This is a genomic window from Occallatibacter sp. (assembly GCF_049510455.1).
In the GTDB taxonomy this organism is placed as follows: Bacteria; Acidobacteriota; Terriglobia; order Terriglobales; family Acidobacteriaceae; genus Telmatobacter.
In genome coordinates this window covers 1-14580 of the sequence record NZ_JBEKYX010000048.1, presented here as the reverse complement: position 1 = coordinate 14580, position 14580 = coordinate 1, and the positions used below count along the sequence as shown (strand labels likewise).

Sequence of the window (14580 nt, the reverse complement as noted above, 5' to 3'; positions counted from 1 at the left end):
CACTTTATATTGCAAAGTAACTCGAATGCCAGCGTGTGTCAAGCGTTTTTTAGTCACACGTCCTCGCGCTTGCCTGCCATCCTCCGCGTCTGCCAAACTCGCTGTATGGTGCTTCACTTTCTTATCCGCGGTCGCGTGCAGGGCGTAGGTTTTCGCTGGTTTGTTCACCGTGAAGCCAGCGAGTTGAATCTTCGCGGCTGGGTCCGCAATACCGAAGAAGGCGATGTAGAGGTTGTTGCCGCCGGCGAATCAGAGGATCTCAATGATCTGCGCGCCAGTCTTCGTCGCGGCTCGCGCGGCAGCCGCGTAGACAACATCCTGGAGCACATGCTCGATGACAGCGAAGCCGCATCGCTCGACGCCTTCCGTATCCAGGGCGCATGGTAACCCTGTATCCAGCTTTTATAATCGAAAGGGAAGCCGGCTCAATCTCATTAGTCTCTTCCACATACTCGCTCAAGGAGCAGCCGGCGCATCATGTCCGACACATCGAAATCAATTAACGTAGAGGCTCTTAAGGCCCTTGTCCGCACCGTTCCCGATTTTCCCAAGCCTGGCATTCTGTTTTACGACATCACCACGCTGCTCAAGGATAAGACCGGTTTCGCGCAACTCATTGACGCTCTAGCGGCGCATTATATCGAGCGCAAAATCGATCTGGTTCTCGGTATTGAGGCCCGCGGATTCATCTTCGGACCCGCACTTGCCTACCGGCTCAACGCCGGCTTCGTTCCAGTCCGCAAGCCTCGCAAGCTTCCCGCTCCCGTGGCCCGCGTCACCTACGATCTCGAGTACGGAACCGATACGCTCGAAATCCATCTTGACGCCATTCAGCGCGGCCAGCGTGTGGTCCTCGTCGACGATCTGCTCGCCACCGGAGGCACCATGGAGGCCACAGTCAAGCTCGTTCAGCAGTTGGGAGGCGAGATCGCCGGCCTGGCCTTCGCCGTGGAACTCGATTTTCTCAAAGGCCGCGACCGCTTCCCCGAGTACGACGTCTTCAGCCTTCTGCATTACGACGAATAGTATTGGAGCTGCCCATCCTTTCGATGTTCTTGACCGAAAGGATGGGATATCAAGGCGTATTCTGAACGGGCATGGCTCGTAGTCCACGCAATCCCGCAGCAGAGCCTGGCACAGACCCTTTCGCCTGTTTTCATCCCATCACCGCGGAGTGGTTCCAGCGTACCTACGGCCAGCCCACCGCCCCTCAACGCATCGGCTGGCCCGTGATCGCACGCGGCGAAAGCGCCCTCATCTTATCTCCCACCGGCAGCGGTAAAACGCTCACAGCCTTTCTCTGGTGTCTTGACCGCCTCATGCTGCATCCGCAACTGGAGAGTCGCACCGAAGGCACCCGCATCCTTTACATCTCTCCACTTAAAGCCCTCGCCGTCGATGTCGAGCGTAATCTTCGCACGCCCCTTGCGGGAATCGCTGAGGCCGCACGCAATGCCGGCATCCCATTCCACGAGCCGTCCATCGCCATACGCACAGGAGACACTCCATCCAGCGAGCGCGCAAAATTCCGCCGTCATCCCGCTGACATTCTCATCACCACGCCGGAATCGCTCTATCTCATGCTCACCTCGCAGGCGGCAGAGGCTCTTCGCAGCATTGACACAGTCATCATCGATGAGATTCACGCCCTCGTCCCCACCAAGCGCGGCGCGCATCTCGCTCTCTCTTTAGAGCGACTTGAGGCTATCGTTCAAAAGCCTTTGCAGCGCATCGGTCTCTCAGCCACACAGCGTCCGCTCGAAGAAGTAGCCCGCTTTCTCGGCGGCGTCGAAGCAGCCGCGCCCATCCCCGTCGAATCCGCACTTACAGAATCTGACTGGTCCTCTGAGACTTCCGATTCCGTCTCACTTCGTTATCGCCCCGTCACCATCGTCAATGCCAGCGCGCCCAAGCGCCTCAAGCTTCGTATTGAAGTTCCTGTCGAAGACATGGCGCGCCTGAAGGAAACAGAAATCGTCGCGGACGGCACGGAATCGCAGCCTCCGCGCCGCATCTCCATCTGGAACGCAATCCATCCGCGCCTGCTGGAGTTGATCCGCCCGCGCCAGTCCACGATTCTCTTCGTCAACAGCCGCCAGACAGCCGAGCGCCTGGCCGGTGCAATCAACGATCTCGCCGGCGAGCCTCTGGTCCGCGCACATCACGGATCTCTCGCATCAGATCAGCGCGCAATCATTGAAGAACAGCTCAAGGCCGGTCAGATAAAAGCTCTCTGTGCCACCTCCACGCTTGAGCTCGGCATCGATATGGGCGCAGTCGATCTGGTCATCCAAATCGAATCTCCACCCTCCGTCGCTAGCGGCATGCAGCGCATTGGCCGCGCCGGCCATCAAGTCGATGCCGTCAGTGAAGGTATCCTCTTTCCCAAGTTCCGCGCCGATCTCATCGCATGCGCCGCCGTCACGCGCGCCATGCATGAAGGCCACATCGAATCCACCCGCTATCCACGCAATCCGCTCGACGTACTCGCGCAACAAATCGTCGCCACAGTCGCCGCTCCTCCCGCCCTGGCTCAGCCTCGCGCGCGCGGCCAGAAACCACCCGAACCCGAAATCAGTGTGGATGTTCTCTACAACCTCGTCCGGAGCGCCGCGCCGTTCGCAGGTCTTACGCGATCTTCCTTTGAAGGCGTGCTCGATCTTCTCAGCGGCCGCTATCCTTCCGACGAATTCGCCGATCTCCGTCCGCGCATCACCTGGGATCGTACGCACAACACGCTCACCCCTCGTGAGGGCGCAGCCAGTATCGCAATCCTTAACGCCGGAACTATTCCGGATCGCGGCCTCTACGGAGTCTTCCTAGCGCACGGCCCGGGTGGAAAAACAGGAGGCAAGCCAATCCGCGTCGGCGAACTCGATGAAGAGATGGTCTTCGAGACGCATACCAATGAGACCTTCATCCTCGGCGCATCCACTTGGCGCATTGCGGAGATCACTCACGATCGCGTCCTCGTTGAACCCGCTCCCGGCGAACCTGGAAAAATGCCTTTCTGGAAGGGCGATGGCGCAGGCCGTCCGCTTGAATTCGGTCTTCGCATCGGCGCGCTCATTCGCGAGCTGCGTGAAATGCCGCGTCCCGCCGCAATGACGCGCCTCGTGGCCGAACACGATCTCGATCCAGTCGCCGCGGAAAGCCTCATCTCTTTCCTGAACGATCAGCACGCCGCCACTGACGCCGTTCCGGACGATCGCACCATCGTCATTGAACGCACTCGCGATGAACTCGGTGACTGGCGTGTCTGCGTCCTCACACCCTTTGGCCGTCGCATCCACATCCCGTGGGCCATGGCCGTTGCTGCGCGCATTCGCGCAGCCGGTCGCACCGATGTCGAAACGATGTGGGGCGATGACGGCTTCGTGCTGCGCTTCCCGGACACGGACAAGCCGCCCGAAGCTGACTGGTTCCTCGTTCCTCAGGCTGAGGCAATGCAGCTTGTTCTCAATCAGCTCGGTGCAACCGCGCTATTCGCTGGGCGATTCCGTGAGGCTGCCGGCCGCGCTCTGTTTCTCCCGCGCAAATTCATCAACCGCCGCTCGCCGCTCTGGCAGCTTCGCAAGCGATCCCACGATTTGCTCAGTGTAGCCTCGCGCTATCCATCCTTTCCAATTCTGCTCGAAACGTATCGTGAGTGTCTCCGCGATGTCTTCGACATGCCTGCGCTCCTTGAGACCCTTCGCTCCATTGAGCAGCGCCATACCCGCGTCCACGTTGTTGACACGCTCAAGCCCTCACCCTTTGCCTCTTCACTGCTCTTCAGTTATGTTGCCAATTTTCTATACGATCTTGACGCTCCTCTCGCCGAACGCCGCGCTCAGGCTCTCACCATCGATCAGGATCAACTTCGCGATCTGCTCGGGGACGCCGACCTGCGAGAGCTTCTCGATCCAGATGCGATCCGTGAAGTGGAATCCTCAGCGCAGTGTCTTACGGAAACCACTCGCGCCCGTTCCGCCGATGGCATCCACGATCTGCTGCTCAAGCTCGGCGATCTCTCTTGCGATGAGCTCGCACAACGCATCGCCGCGCCCGAACTCCTGGTTCACATCGACAAACTTCTCCGCTCACGCCGGCTGGTAGAGCTGCCCATCGCTGGCCAGCCGCGCCTCATCGCCGTCGAAGATGCTGCACGATACCGCGACGCACTCGGAGTTAGTCTGCCCAAAGGTATTCCCGCTTCACTTCTTCCTTCGGTTGCGCAGCCTCTGCTCGAACTCCTCCGTCGTTACGCCCGCACGCACGGTCCGTTCACCACGCGTGAAGCCGCAGCTCGCTTAGGCCTCGACACAGATAAGATCGAACCCGTCTTCCATCAACTCGCGCAGGAGGGCCGCATTCTCGAAGGCGAATTCCGTCCTTCCGGCGTTCACCGTGAGTGGTGCGATGTCGAGATCCTTCGTCACATCCGCCAGAAATCCCTCGCGCGCCTTCGTAAAGAAGTGGAACCGGTCTCGCAGTCAACATTCGCCCGCTTCCTCACGCACTGGCAGGGCCTCACGCATACGCGCCGCAATCTCGACGTGCTCCTCGATGCCATCGAAAGCCTGCAGGGCGCACCGTTGCCCGCATCTCTTCTCGAATCCTCTATTCTTCCTGCCCGCGTCGCCAACTATGATCCATCCCAGCTCGACACGCTTATCGCTGCCGGGGAAGTCGTCTGGACCGGCGTTGAATCGCTCGGCTCGCGTGACGGCCGCGTCGCGCTCTATCTCACCGATAAACTATCTCTGCTCATCCACCCGCACCAGCAGTCCGACCCGCTTTCCCAGCGTGAAGAAACTCTCCTCGCCACGCTCGAAGCCTCTGGCGCAAGCTTCTTTGAGCCGCTGCATCAAGCCGTTGGTTCCGGCTTTTCCGGTGATTCCATCGATGCGCTCTGGAACCTCGTCTGGCGTGGCCTCGTCACCAATGATTCACTGCACGCGCTCCGCGCTTATATCGCCCCGCCAGAGAGCACTCGCCCGCATCGCGTCGCGCACACTGGCGTTGCATTCCGCTCCCGTCGCATCACTCCGCCGGAAGCGCAGGGCCGCTGGTCGCTTGTCGCACGCAATAACGTGCAGCAATCCGCCACGGAGCGTAGTCATGCTCTCGCGCTGCAACTGCTCCAGCGCTACGGTGTTCTCATGCGCGAGCACGCATCCGCGGAAAACATCCCCGGCGGTTTCAGCGCCGTCTATGACGTCCTCAAGGCTCTTGAAGAAAGCGGGCGCATCCGCCGCGGCTACTTTGTAGCCGGTCTCGGCGCAACGCAGTTCGCGTTGCCATCCGCAGTCGATCTTCTACGTCGCCTCCGCACCGCTGCCGATCTGGACAAAGCGGAATTCGTACACATCGCAGCTACCGATCCCGCCAATCCGTACGGTTCAGTGTTGCCCTGGCCCAGCCCGTCCGTCGCGCAGCAGGATGCCGAATCCGCTCCGCGCATTCTCACCCGCGCCGCCTACGCGGAAGTCATTCTTCGCAACGGCGAGCTCATCGCATGGCTCCGTCGCGACAATCCGAACCTGCTCGTCTTTCTGCCCACAGACGAGCCGGATCGCACGCACGTAGCCTCAGGTTTCGCACACTTTCTCTTCGCCCGCGGTCAGCAGCGCCTGCAAGCCGGCGAGCGTCTCGGCATGTTGATCTCCACCGTGAACGGCCTGCCCATCGCAGTTCATCCGCTCGCGCGTTTTCTCATGGATGCAGGCTTTCATGCTGGCCCGCTCGGAATGAATCTTCGTCGCATTCCGTCGCTTGCAACGCAGCCGGAAACTCATCCCAGCGAATTGCAATAACTGCGGCTTGATTTTCCCGGCTTATTTTCCCAGCCCAAATATCTTCTGAAAGATATTCCGCTTGTCCGGCGGATGATCGCACGTATCGGTAGGCGCCGTGCCATTGAGAAATGCAGCAGAGTAATCATCCGGGCAGGTTTCATCCGCCAGCAGATTGGTGGTCTTATCCAGGCTCACAATCTGCACGCCATCCGGTGGTGAAAATTCTTTTGTGTCCGAGTACTGCGGTAGCTGCACAGCCTTCTTCATAAACGCCGCCCAGATTGGTGCAGCCGCCTCCGCGCCTTGCAGCTTGATATCCGTGTAGTCATCGTTGCCGACCCACACAATGCAGATCAGATTGCTCGTGTACCCCGCAAACCACGCATCGTGGTCAGTTCCGGTCTTGCCCGCCGCCGGCGAAATAAAGCCCATACTGCGCACCGCTGCGCCAGTACCCTTGCCGCGCAGCACATCCTGCATCATGCTCGTGATTAAAAAGGCCGCGCGTGGATCGAGTATCTGCGTAGAAGTCGGCGTGTAGTCCGAAATCACATCGCCGGAAGATGCCCGCACGCTGGCCAGCATCCAGGGATCAATGTGCAGCCCCTGGTTCGCAAAAGTCGTGTATGCTCCCGCCATATCGAGCGGCGTTGCATCGTAGGTGCCAATCGCCATCGACGGTGTTCCCCGAGCGCTCTTCACGCCTGCCGCGCGTGCCAGCGCGGCCACACGGTCAAATCCCACCATGGAGGCCAGGCTGATCGTCGCATTATTGTCTGACCGCATCAGCGCGAAGCGTGCCGTGATCTCACCGTAGTACTCACTCTCGAAGTTGCGCGGCGTGTACTCTTGCCCGCCCACGTTGTACGTTGACTGCGCATCGTTCAGCATCGTAACAGGCGAAAACAATCTGTCCTGGCCCGTCAGCATCGTGCCTTCCACCGCGGTCGCAAAGGCGCTGGCATACACAAACGGCTTGAAGATCGAGCCCGTTGGCCGCTTCGCCGTCGCATGATTCAGCTGCGATGTTCCATAGCTCCTGCCGCCAACCATCGCCAGCACCTGTCCAGTGTGCGGATTCAATGCCACCAGCGCTACCTGCGGATATGGATACGATTTGCCTGCCTTCTTGTCCCTCGCGTGCTTCTTGTCCACCTGCTCATCCACTTGGTGGATTGTGCTCTCAACAGCCGTGGTAGCTGTACGCTGCAAATCCGGATCGAGCGTTGTATAAATTCGCAGCCCATTCAGATTCGCTCCACGGTCGCCCAGCTTGTCCAGCAACTGCTCATGCACCAGATCCACAAAGTACGGCGCTTCGCTCGCATCCACGCTGCCGGTGGCCAGCTTCAGCGGCTCCGCCTTCGCGTGCTCCGCCTCATCCTTGGTAATCGCGCCGGTCTCCACCATGGAATCCAGCACCAGGTTGCGCCGCTCAATCGTGCGATCCGCATGACGCCAGGGGTTAAAGTAGTTTGGCCGCTGAACTATGCCCGCCAGCATCGCGCTCTGCGCCAGATCCAGTTGCTGCAAGTCCTTGCCGAAATACGACTGCGCTGCCTCACCAAAGCCATCAATTGAAAAACTGCCGCGCTGGCCCAGGTTGATCTGGTTCGCATACGCTTCAAAAATCTGCTGCTTCGTAAAGTGGTGCTCCAGGTGAAAGGCCACCATGATCTGCGTGACCTTGTATCGGATGGTCCCGTTATCCGCAACAAACAATAGCTTCGCCAGTTGCATCGTAAGCGTCGATGCTCCGCCTCGATGCTTGCGATCTCCAATCAGGTTGTGCCATGCCCATCCTGCCATGCTGATGTAGTTCACGCCGCTGTGCTCAAAGAACCGCCGGTCCTCAATTGCCAGCACCGCATGCACCAGGTTCTGCGGAATCTCGTCGTATGTAATCAGCCTGCGCTTCGTGCGGTTCGCGTCCTCGCTCAAACCCGTGATCAGCAGTGGCTCCAGCTCATAGCTGCTCAACTGCTCTCCATGATCGTCCGTCATGGATTCCACCACGCCGCCGGACACATGGATCGTCGCATTGTCCGGCGCATGATACGACTGCGGTCCCGGATACACCGTGATTGACTGGCCCGACTCGCGATACATTCCCAGCGGTGAATCCTTTTGCGCACCTTGCTCTGAGTAGCCAGCCTCCCGCAGTTCATCGGCAATCAGCCTTACGCTCAGTTTTTGTCCTGCGCGCACCTCGCGCGGAGCCGCAAAAATCTTCGCCGTATCGGTAAATAACGGCTGCTTCAGACGTGCATCCACAATGCTGCCGTATTTGAAATAAACAATACCGCCTATGGTCAGCACGACAATCGCCACTACCGCAACACAGATCAGCAGGATGCGCAGAATCAGCGATGTCAGCGAGCCCTTACCCGCCACAGATTTAATTTTTATTTTCAACGCCATCGCCGCTCCTGTAATACAGCCGCTAGCTATTAGCCTTTAGCTTATTCATCCGTAATTCGAGCCATCCCTCGATTGATTCTTTCGCGACAAGTTCAATCCATCACCAATGAGCTGAAAGCTAAGAGCTGACAGCTAATAGCTGTTCTTCGGCAATCCGCGCCTTAACCTCATGCACAATCGCATCCAGCGCCACGTCCGTGCTCTGCGCCTTCGCGCGCGATACCAGCTCCACCAATCCGCTCGCCGCCTTCTTGCCTACGTTGATGCGGTACGGAATCCCGACAAGGTCGGCATCTTTGAATTTGACTCCCGCACGCTCGTCGCGGTCATCCAGCACCACGTCGATTCCGGCATCTTCCAGTGCAATAGCCAGCTTCTCGCCCGCTTCTTTTAGAGCAGCATCAGCAATATTCGTCACCGTTACCACCACCTGGAACGGCGCAATCGAACTCGGCAGCCAGAACCCATTCGCATCATTCGATTGCTCAATCGCAGCCGTCAGAATGCGCTCGATGCCGATTCCGTAGCAGCCCATGATCGGCGTTACTTCCTTGCCGTTCTCGTCCAGCACCCGCGCGCCCATGGACTGCGTATACCTGTCACCGAGCTTGAAGATGTGCCCAACCTCCACGGCTTTGCCCACAACCAGCTTGCCGTCACAGTTATCTACGGGACAAGCCTCGCCTTCGTTCACGCTGCGAATATCGGCGCTCAGCGTCCACGTAAAATCCCGCCCCGGCGTCACATTCCGCAGGTGATAGTCCTGCTTGTTCGCGCCGCAGACCAGGTTCTTCCGGCCCTCCAGTGACTTGTCGACAACAACCGTCAGTCCCTCACCTAGCGGCTTCGCATCATGCTGCAACCCCACCGGTCCCAGGTATCCCGCCGGTCCATGCAGATATTTTTCCAGCTCCTCAGCCTGCATCGTTCGCAGCTCCGCAGCGCCAATCGCGCCCAGCAGCTTTGTCTCATTTACCTGGTGGTCGCCGCGCAGAAACGCCGCCACGCCATGCCACGTATCCGGCTTGCTCCCGTTTTTCGAGTCTGGTCCACCATGCTTCAACGCCATATACGCCACGCACTTGATGTCGCTAGCCGGTGAAATCTTGAAGAACGCCGCCACATCCGCAATCGCCGCACACCCCGGCGTGTGTACCAGCTCCGGCATACCGTCGCCGGTCGGCTCCATCTCGGTCACCGGCTCCAGTCGTGAAGTCGCCTTCTCCAGATTCGCCGCATACCCGCACACCGGGCAGCTTACAATCAGGTCCTCGCCCGCATCCGTATACACCATGAACTCCTGCGACTGCGAGCCACCCATCGCGCCAGAATCCGCCTCCACAACCACAAACTTCAGCCCGCTCCGCGTAAAGATATTGCGATACGCCTGATCATGCAGCTTGTAGCTCGTGTCCAGCCCGGCCGCATTCAGGTCAAATGAATACGAATCCTTCATCGTGAACTGCCGCACGCGCAGCAATCCGCTCTTCGGTCGCGGCTCATCGCGATACTTCGTCTGTATCTGATACCAGATCTGCGGAAGCTGCTTGTAGCTTCGCAGCTCATTGCGCGCAATCCCCGTCACAATCTCTTCGTGCGTCATGCCCAGGCACAACTCCGCGCCCTTGCGGTCTTTAAGCCGGAACATGTTGTCGCCCATGCCCGTCCAGCGTCCGCTCTCGACCCATAGCTCCTTCGGCAAAATGCCCGGCAGCAGAAACTCCTGCCCGATCTTGTCCATCTCGTCGCGCACAATCGCGATGATCTTGTTTAGCGACCGCTGCCCAAGAAAGAGATAGTTGTAAATTCCCGCGCCAAGCTGCCGTATATAGCCCGAACGCAGTAGAAATTTGTGGCTGGCCACTTCGGCATCCGCCGGGGCCTCGCGAAGAGTAGGAACAAAAATCTTTGACCAACGATGCATAGAAAAACGCGCAAACTTTCCCGCCAGTTCAATGGCGCGTGGAAACAACTGAGTCAGGGATTATTTTACTGGGCGTTACTGGGCAAGGGCGCAAAGGCAGGGAGGTCGCACTTTGGATGAGCGGCGCGCCATCAGCTCTGCTTGGGTAAGCTCGATTCGCATGTAGAAAGCGTAGGACTGTTGCGGCTGCATGTCAATGGAGGACTGAATCAACTCTATTCCCCGGCAAACACCGCGAAGGCATCACGGCTGCTGTGAATAATCCGCAGAATGCGAACCTTACCGGGCAGAACTTCATAAAAAATGACGTAATTCTGCACCGGAAATGTACGTACATTTTGATAGGTGCTGTCTTGGAGACTCTTTCCGAGATAAGGAAATCGGCCAAGTAGTGCAAGACACTCGGAGACGGCCTCTGTGAGACGATCTGCCGTGTCCGCATCGCTGCTTGAATTCGCGATGTAGAGCCAGATTTCGTTCAGGTCGACCCTGGCCTGTTTTGAGAGCCTTACGCGCACTATTTTCCGGCGAGCCTCGCCCTGCCCCATGCTTTGACAGATTCGGCTAATTTAGGCAAGGTTTCGATGGTGTATTCCTCACCTTCGCCGGCATCGAGAGACCTTTGTGCTTCGCCGAGCGAAGCAAACAATTCAATGCGGGCGCGCTCCCTTTTTTCCCAAAGCGCCAAGGCCTGCTGTACCGCTTCTTCCGAGTTCTGAAAGCGCCCCTGCTGGATTCCCAGGTCTATGAAGGAATTTTGCTCGGGTGTGAGCTCGATTTGCATATTGCCAGCGTAGGACGGGAATGGCAGCGTGTCAATATGGACTAAATCTCAGAAAACTGAATACACACCACTCGATCACTCGAAATCTATGCCTGCGATTGCGGCAACCACGTCCCGAATCTCTATAAGAAGGTTCTCTGGCGCTTTGCCGATGAACGTCGCCTTGCGGGCCTGCCAATCCAGGCTTCGCAAATGCTCACACAGCACGACCCCCTTCAATCGCGGGTGCGGCGGCAGCATGACTTCAAAGGGATAATCCTTCCGTTTGGAAGTGATTGGACAGATAAATGCCAGCGAGACCCTGCGATTGAATGACCTTGGTGACAGTACAATCGCAGGCCGATGACCAGCCTGCTCATGTCCTGCCTGTGGATCGAAGTTAATCCAGATGAAGTCGCCACTGTCGGGGCAGTATGGCTCTACCAAACTTCAGCCCCACGGGGAGATCCCCAATCGTTTTCCGGAATGCGCGTTCCTTCGGGAACCCCCTCCAGGAGTTCCTCAAGCGTCTTTCTCTTCCTTGGCTTCGAACACCCACTCGACAGCTTGGCCCGGAGTTAACTCAGCTTGCGCAGCAAGTTCATCGGGAATCTCGACCGTAAGCGTGTTTCCTACGCGAACGATTTGGGTAGTCATGCGAAGTACTCCTAGATCAAAATGATACAGCCAATCGGATCTCACGGATCAAGTTGCCTTGGAATTTCATAAGCGAACCACGGAGGCTTCTGAAATGGGAATGCGATATGGCTTCAAAAGCTCCTTCATCTCCCTTGAGAGACTTGGGTAGTGATATGTTCTGTCGTCTTTCCAGGTCTTCGATTCCTCGATTTGCCGGATGACCTTTTCCAATAATTCCTGGTGGTTGTATAGATACCAATCGCCTTGATCACCATCTTTGAAGCAGATATGCAAGTCTTTGTCGTGGTATTTCTTGTCGAAAGTCAACCGGCTCTTGAGTTGGACTTTGAGAAATTCCTTTGTTTCGAAGTGTTGAGCAATGAAATCGGCCCCATTCCAATCGTCGCTCAGGCGAATTGTCAAATAACCGAACTCCGCTAAAACAGCCGAGAGCTTTTGAAAGTTATACGTTTCCTTTTGACGGCTATTGAGCGTTTCGTAAGGAACTCGCTTAAAGACGACGGCCATTAATTCCTCCTCGTATCGGACTGACCACCGACCACTGTTTTTTGACAATTTGTTTCTAAATCAACTCCATCCCCCACAAATCATGCAGATGCACCACACCCTCCACGCGCCCCGCATCATCCACCACAATCAGCGAAGTAATCTTCCGCTCTTCCAGAATCGCCAACGCTCGCGCAGCCAACTCATCCGCCGCAATCGTCGCCGGCTGCTCATGCATAGCCTCGCCGGCAGTCCTGCTCAGCGCCGCGCCGCCCTCGCGTTCCAGCAGCCGTCGCAGGTCCCCATCGCTGATCACGCCCCGCAGCTTTCCATCTTCCTGTACAGTCGCAATCCCCAATTTTTTCGATGACATCTCATAGATCACATCCGTCATCGGCGTTCCCGGCCTCACCACCGGCACCGCATCGCCCGCATGCATCAGCTCGCGAACCTTCGCCAGCTTCTTGCCCAGCTTGCCGCCTGGGTGCAGATCGGCAAAATCCTCCGCCTTGAATCCCTTTCGCAGGCTCACGGCAATCGCCAGCGCATCGCCCAGTGCCAGCATGGCCGTTGTGCTGGCCGTCGGCGCAAGATTCATTCCGCACGCCTCGCGCTCCACGCCGCAGTCCAGCGCCACATCGCTCGCAGTTGCCAGCGTCGAGCCCAGATCGCAGCAGAAGCTCACCAGCGCATCACCCTTGCGCTTCAGCACCGGCAGCAACCGCAGAATCTCCTCGGTCTCGCCGCTCGCGGAAAGCGCAATCACTACATCGCCCGGCATCAGCACGCCCAGGTCCCCATGCACCGCCTCCGCCGGATGCAGAAACAGCGCCGGCGATCCAGTCGAGCTGAGCGTTGCCGCAATCTTCTGCGCAATAATCCCGCTCTTGCCCATTCCGGTCACCACAATGCGGCCATTCACCGTCCCGCAGCGCATAATCAGCTCCACCGCCTGCGAAAACAGCTCAGCCATCGGCCCATCCAGCCGCTCCGCAAGCGCCATCAGCGCCGCAGCCTCTGTCCGCACCAGATCAGCCGGTGTCATCCGCTCGTCCGCACAATTCTTGTCATTCTTTTGTCGCATTGGTTATCCATTCTATCGTTCCCAATCTCTCCCGCCGTACAATGGATCACAGGGTTCAATCCCACGAGGTTCAGTCTAGTGAAGCGCAATACCATCGTCCTCGGCATCACCCTCTTCGTCCTCGCCGGCTTCGCCTGGGCAGGTTGGGCTAACTTCGAGTACCGCCGCCAGGCCGCGGATAAAGTCATGGCCGCCACCATGCCGCCCGAGCTCGTCATCGGCGGCGACGACGGCCCTCCCTCGCCGCTGCTCAACAAACCCGCGCCCAGCTTCACTCTCCAGGATCTCAACGGTAAAAAAGTCTCGCTCGCCGACTACAAAGGCAAAGCCGTGCTCATCAACTTCTGGGCCACTTGGTGCGGCCCCTGCAAGCTTGAAACTCCCTGGCTCGTCGAGCTCCGCCAGCAATACGCGTCCAAAGGCTTCGAAATCCTGGGCATCTCCTCTGAAGCCGATAATCTCACCGACGACGACAAGGACGGCTGGGCCAAGGACAAAGCCGCCATCAGCAAGTTCGCCCAGCAGCAGCACATGCAATATCCCGTGCTCATCAATGGTGACAGCATCGCCAAGGATTACGGCGGCCTCGACGCCATGCCTTCATCCTTCTATGTCGATCGCAATGGCATCATCGTCGCCACGCAGACCGGCATCGTCTCCAAGGACGAAATCGAAGGCAAGATCCAGAAATCCCTCGCAAAGACCACAGCCCAGGCAGGGAAGTAATGTTGCTCACACGATCCGCATGGCTTCGGATAGTTTGCTCCACAGCCATCTGCTGCACGGCGGCGCAATCCCCCAGCCAGTCTCTGCAAGCCCAGTTTTCGGATCCAGCCAAGTCCGACCGTCTTCCCCTCAAGCAGGAAGCCGTCCAGTATCTCTATCCTGAGCAGATCACCGCCCCTGCGGGCAAGTCCACAGCCGTTGTGCTTCACTTCCGCGTCGCGCCGGGCCTGCACGTCAACTCGCATTCCCCCAAAGACGAGTCGCTCATCCCAACCGCGCTCAGCATTCCCGCCGAATCAGGCGTCAAGCTCGACGCCGCAACCTATCCGCAGGGAACCGACTTCACGCTCCCCGCAGACCCCGAAAGCAAACTCAGCGTCTACACAGGCGACTTCGCCATCCAGGCCCGCATCACCGCGGCCCCAGGCGATCACCTCGTCGAAGCAAAGCTTCGCTATCAGGCATGCGACCAGCAACAATGCATGCCGCCAAAAACGGCAACCGTCGCCATCGATATCATCGGAAAATAAGTAAACCGGGTGGGGCATCCGAACTTTATACCTTCGGGAGAGATGCTCGAATGTTGCGGCCTGGGACGGCAGCGTTTGAGGATTTTGCTGGAACAACTTTCGCTTTTTGTTTTCCCGGGCAGGCTGTTTTCCGAAGAGTGGGAAATTATGCCGCTATGTGATTGTTTTTGTGTAATTTATCGTTGATTTACAGTGTTTACTAATTG

General features: G+C 58.0%; 13 protein-coding genes. 5 read left to right on the top strand and 8 right to left on the bottom strand.

All coding sequences use genetic code 11. The features are described from left to right. Positions 1–105 precede the first annotated feature (105 nt). From ABSG47_RS10440 to ABSG47_RS10430, 3 genes are all read left to right on the top strand, one after another. A complete protein-coding gene (locus tag ABSG47_RS10440; protein WP_424169561.1) occupies positions 106–387 on the top strand; it encodes an acylphosphatase in 282 nt (93 codons plus the stop codon). A 90-nt stretch (positions 388–477) separates the two neighbouring features. Next, positions 478–1026 carry an adenine phosphoribosyltransferase gene (locus tag ABSG47_RS10435; protein ID WP_424169559.1) on the top strand — a complete coding sequence of 183 codons (549 nt, stop codon included), beginning with the start codon at positions 478–480 and terminating at the stop codon, positions 1024–1026. A 71-nt stretch (positions 1027–1097) separates the two neighbouring features. Next, positions 1098–5798, top strand: a complete 4701-nt coding sequence (locus ABSG47_RS10430; protein WP_424169557.1) for an Lhr family helicase — start codon at positions 1098–1100, stop codon at positions 5796–5798. A gap of 21 nt (positions 5799–5819) precedes the next feature. Here the strand turns inward: ABSG47_RS10430 and ABSG47_RS10425 are convergent, their stop codons facing one another. The 8 genes from ABSG47_RS10425 to ABSG47_RS10390 all read right to left on the bottom strand — a co-directional run bounded on the left by ABSG47_RS10425 (position 5820) and on the right by ABSG47_RS10390 (position 13118). Beyond that, positions 5820–8201: a transglycosylase domain-containing protein gene (locus ABSG47_RS10425; protein ID WP_424169555.1), complete on the bottom strand. Its 2382-nt coding sequence runs from the start codon at positions 8199–8201 to the stop codon at positions 5820–5822. 118 nt (positions 8202–8319) lie between these two features. Beyond that, positions 8320–10125 carry a proline--tRNA ligase gene (locus ABSG47_RS10420; protein WP_424169553.1) on the bottom strand — a complete coding sequence of 602 codons (1806 nt, stop codon included), beginning with the start codon at positions 10123–10125 and terminating at the stop codon, positions 8320–8322. A 215-nt stretch (positions 10126–10340) separates the two neighbouring features. After that, entirely contained in the window at positions 10341–10673 is a 333-nt protein-coding gene (locus ABSG47_RS10415; protein WP_424169551.1) for a type II toxin-antitoxin system RelE/ParE family toxin, read from the bottom strand. Beyond that, positions 10643–10909 (bottom strand): ribbon-helix-helix domain-containing protein, encoded by a 267-nt coding sequence (locus ABSG47_RS10410; RefSeq protein WP_424169549.1) that lies wholly within the window; start codon positions 10907–10909, stop codon positions 10643–10645. Before ABSG47_RS10410 ends, ABSG47_RS10415 begins: the two co-directional genes overlap by 31 nt. 75 nt (positions 10910–10984) lie before the next feature. After that, positions 10985–11335 carry an endoribonuclease MazF gene (mazF, locus tag ABSG47_RS10405; RefSeq protein WP_424169547.1) on the bottom strand — a complete coding sequence of 117 codons (351 nt, stop codon included), beginning with the start codon at positions 11333–11335 and terminating at the stop codon, positions 10985–10987. 75 nt (positions 11336–11410) lie between these two features. Next, on the bottom strand, positions 11411–11545 hold the full coding sequence (locus ABSG47_RS10400; RefSeq protein ID WP_424169545.1) for an AbrB/MazE/SpoVT family DNA-binding domain-containing protein: 135 nt from the start codon (positions 11543–11545) through the stop codon (positions 11411–11413). Between the two features lie 66 nt (positions 11546–11611). Next, positions 11612–12055 carry a hypothetical protein gene (locus ABSG47_RS10395; protein ID WP_424169543.1) on the bottom strand — a complete coding sequence of 148 codons (444 nt, stop codon included), beginning with the start codon at positions 12053–12055 and terminating at the stop codon, positions 11612–11614. Between the two features lie 55 nt (positions 12056–12110). After that, positions 12111–13118, bottom strand: a complete 1008-nt coding sequence (locus ABSG47_RS10390) for a KpsF/GutQ family sugar-phosphate isomerase (RefSeq protein ID WP_424169541.1) — start codon at positions 13116–13118, stop codon at positions 12111–12113. 78 nt (positions 13119–13196) lie between these two features. Between ABSG47_RS10390 and ABSG47_RS10385 the strand changes: the two genes are divergently transcribed. Both ABSG47_RS10385 and ABSG47_RS10380 read left to right on the top strand, forming a co-directional pair. Continuing rightward, positions 13197–13844, top strand: coding sequence for a TlpA family protein disulfide reductase (locus tag ABSG47_RS10385; RefSeq protein ID WP_424169539.1), 648 nt, complete (start codon positions 13197–13199; stop codon positions 13842–13844). Next, positions 13844–14374 (top strand): protein-disulfide reductase DsbD domain-containing protein, encoded by a 531-nt coding sequence (locus ABSG47_RS10380; protein ID WP_424169537.1) that lies wholly within the window; start codon positions 13844–13846, stop codon positions 14372–14374. The genes ABSG47_RS10385 and ABSG47_RS10380 overlap by 1 nt, the downstream gene beginning before the upstream one ends. The last annotated feature ends 206 nt before the right edge of the window (positions 14375–14580 follow it).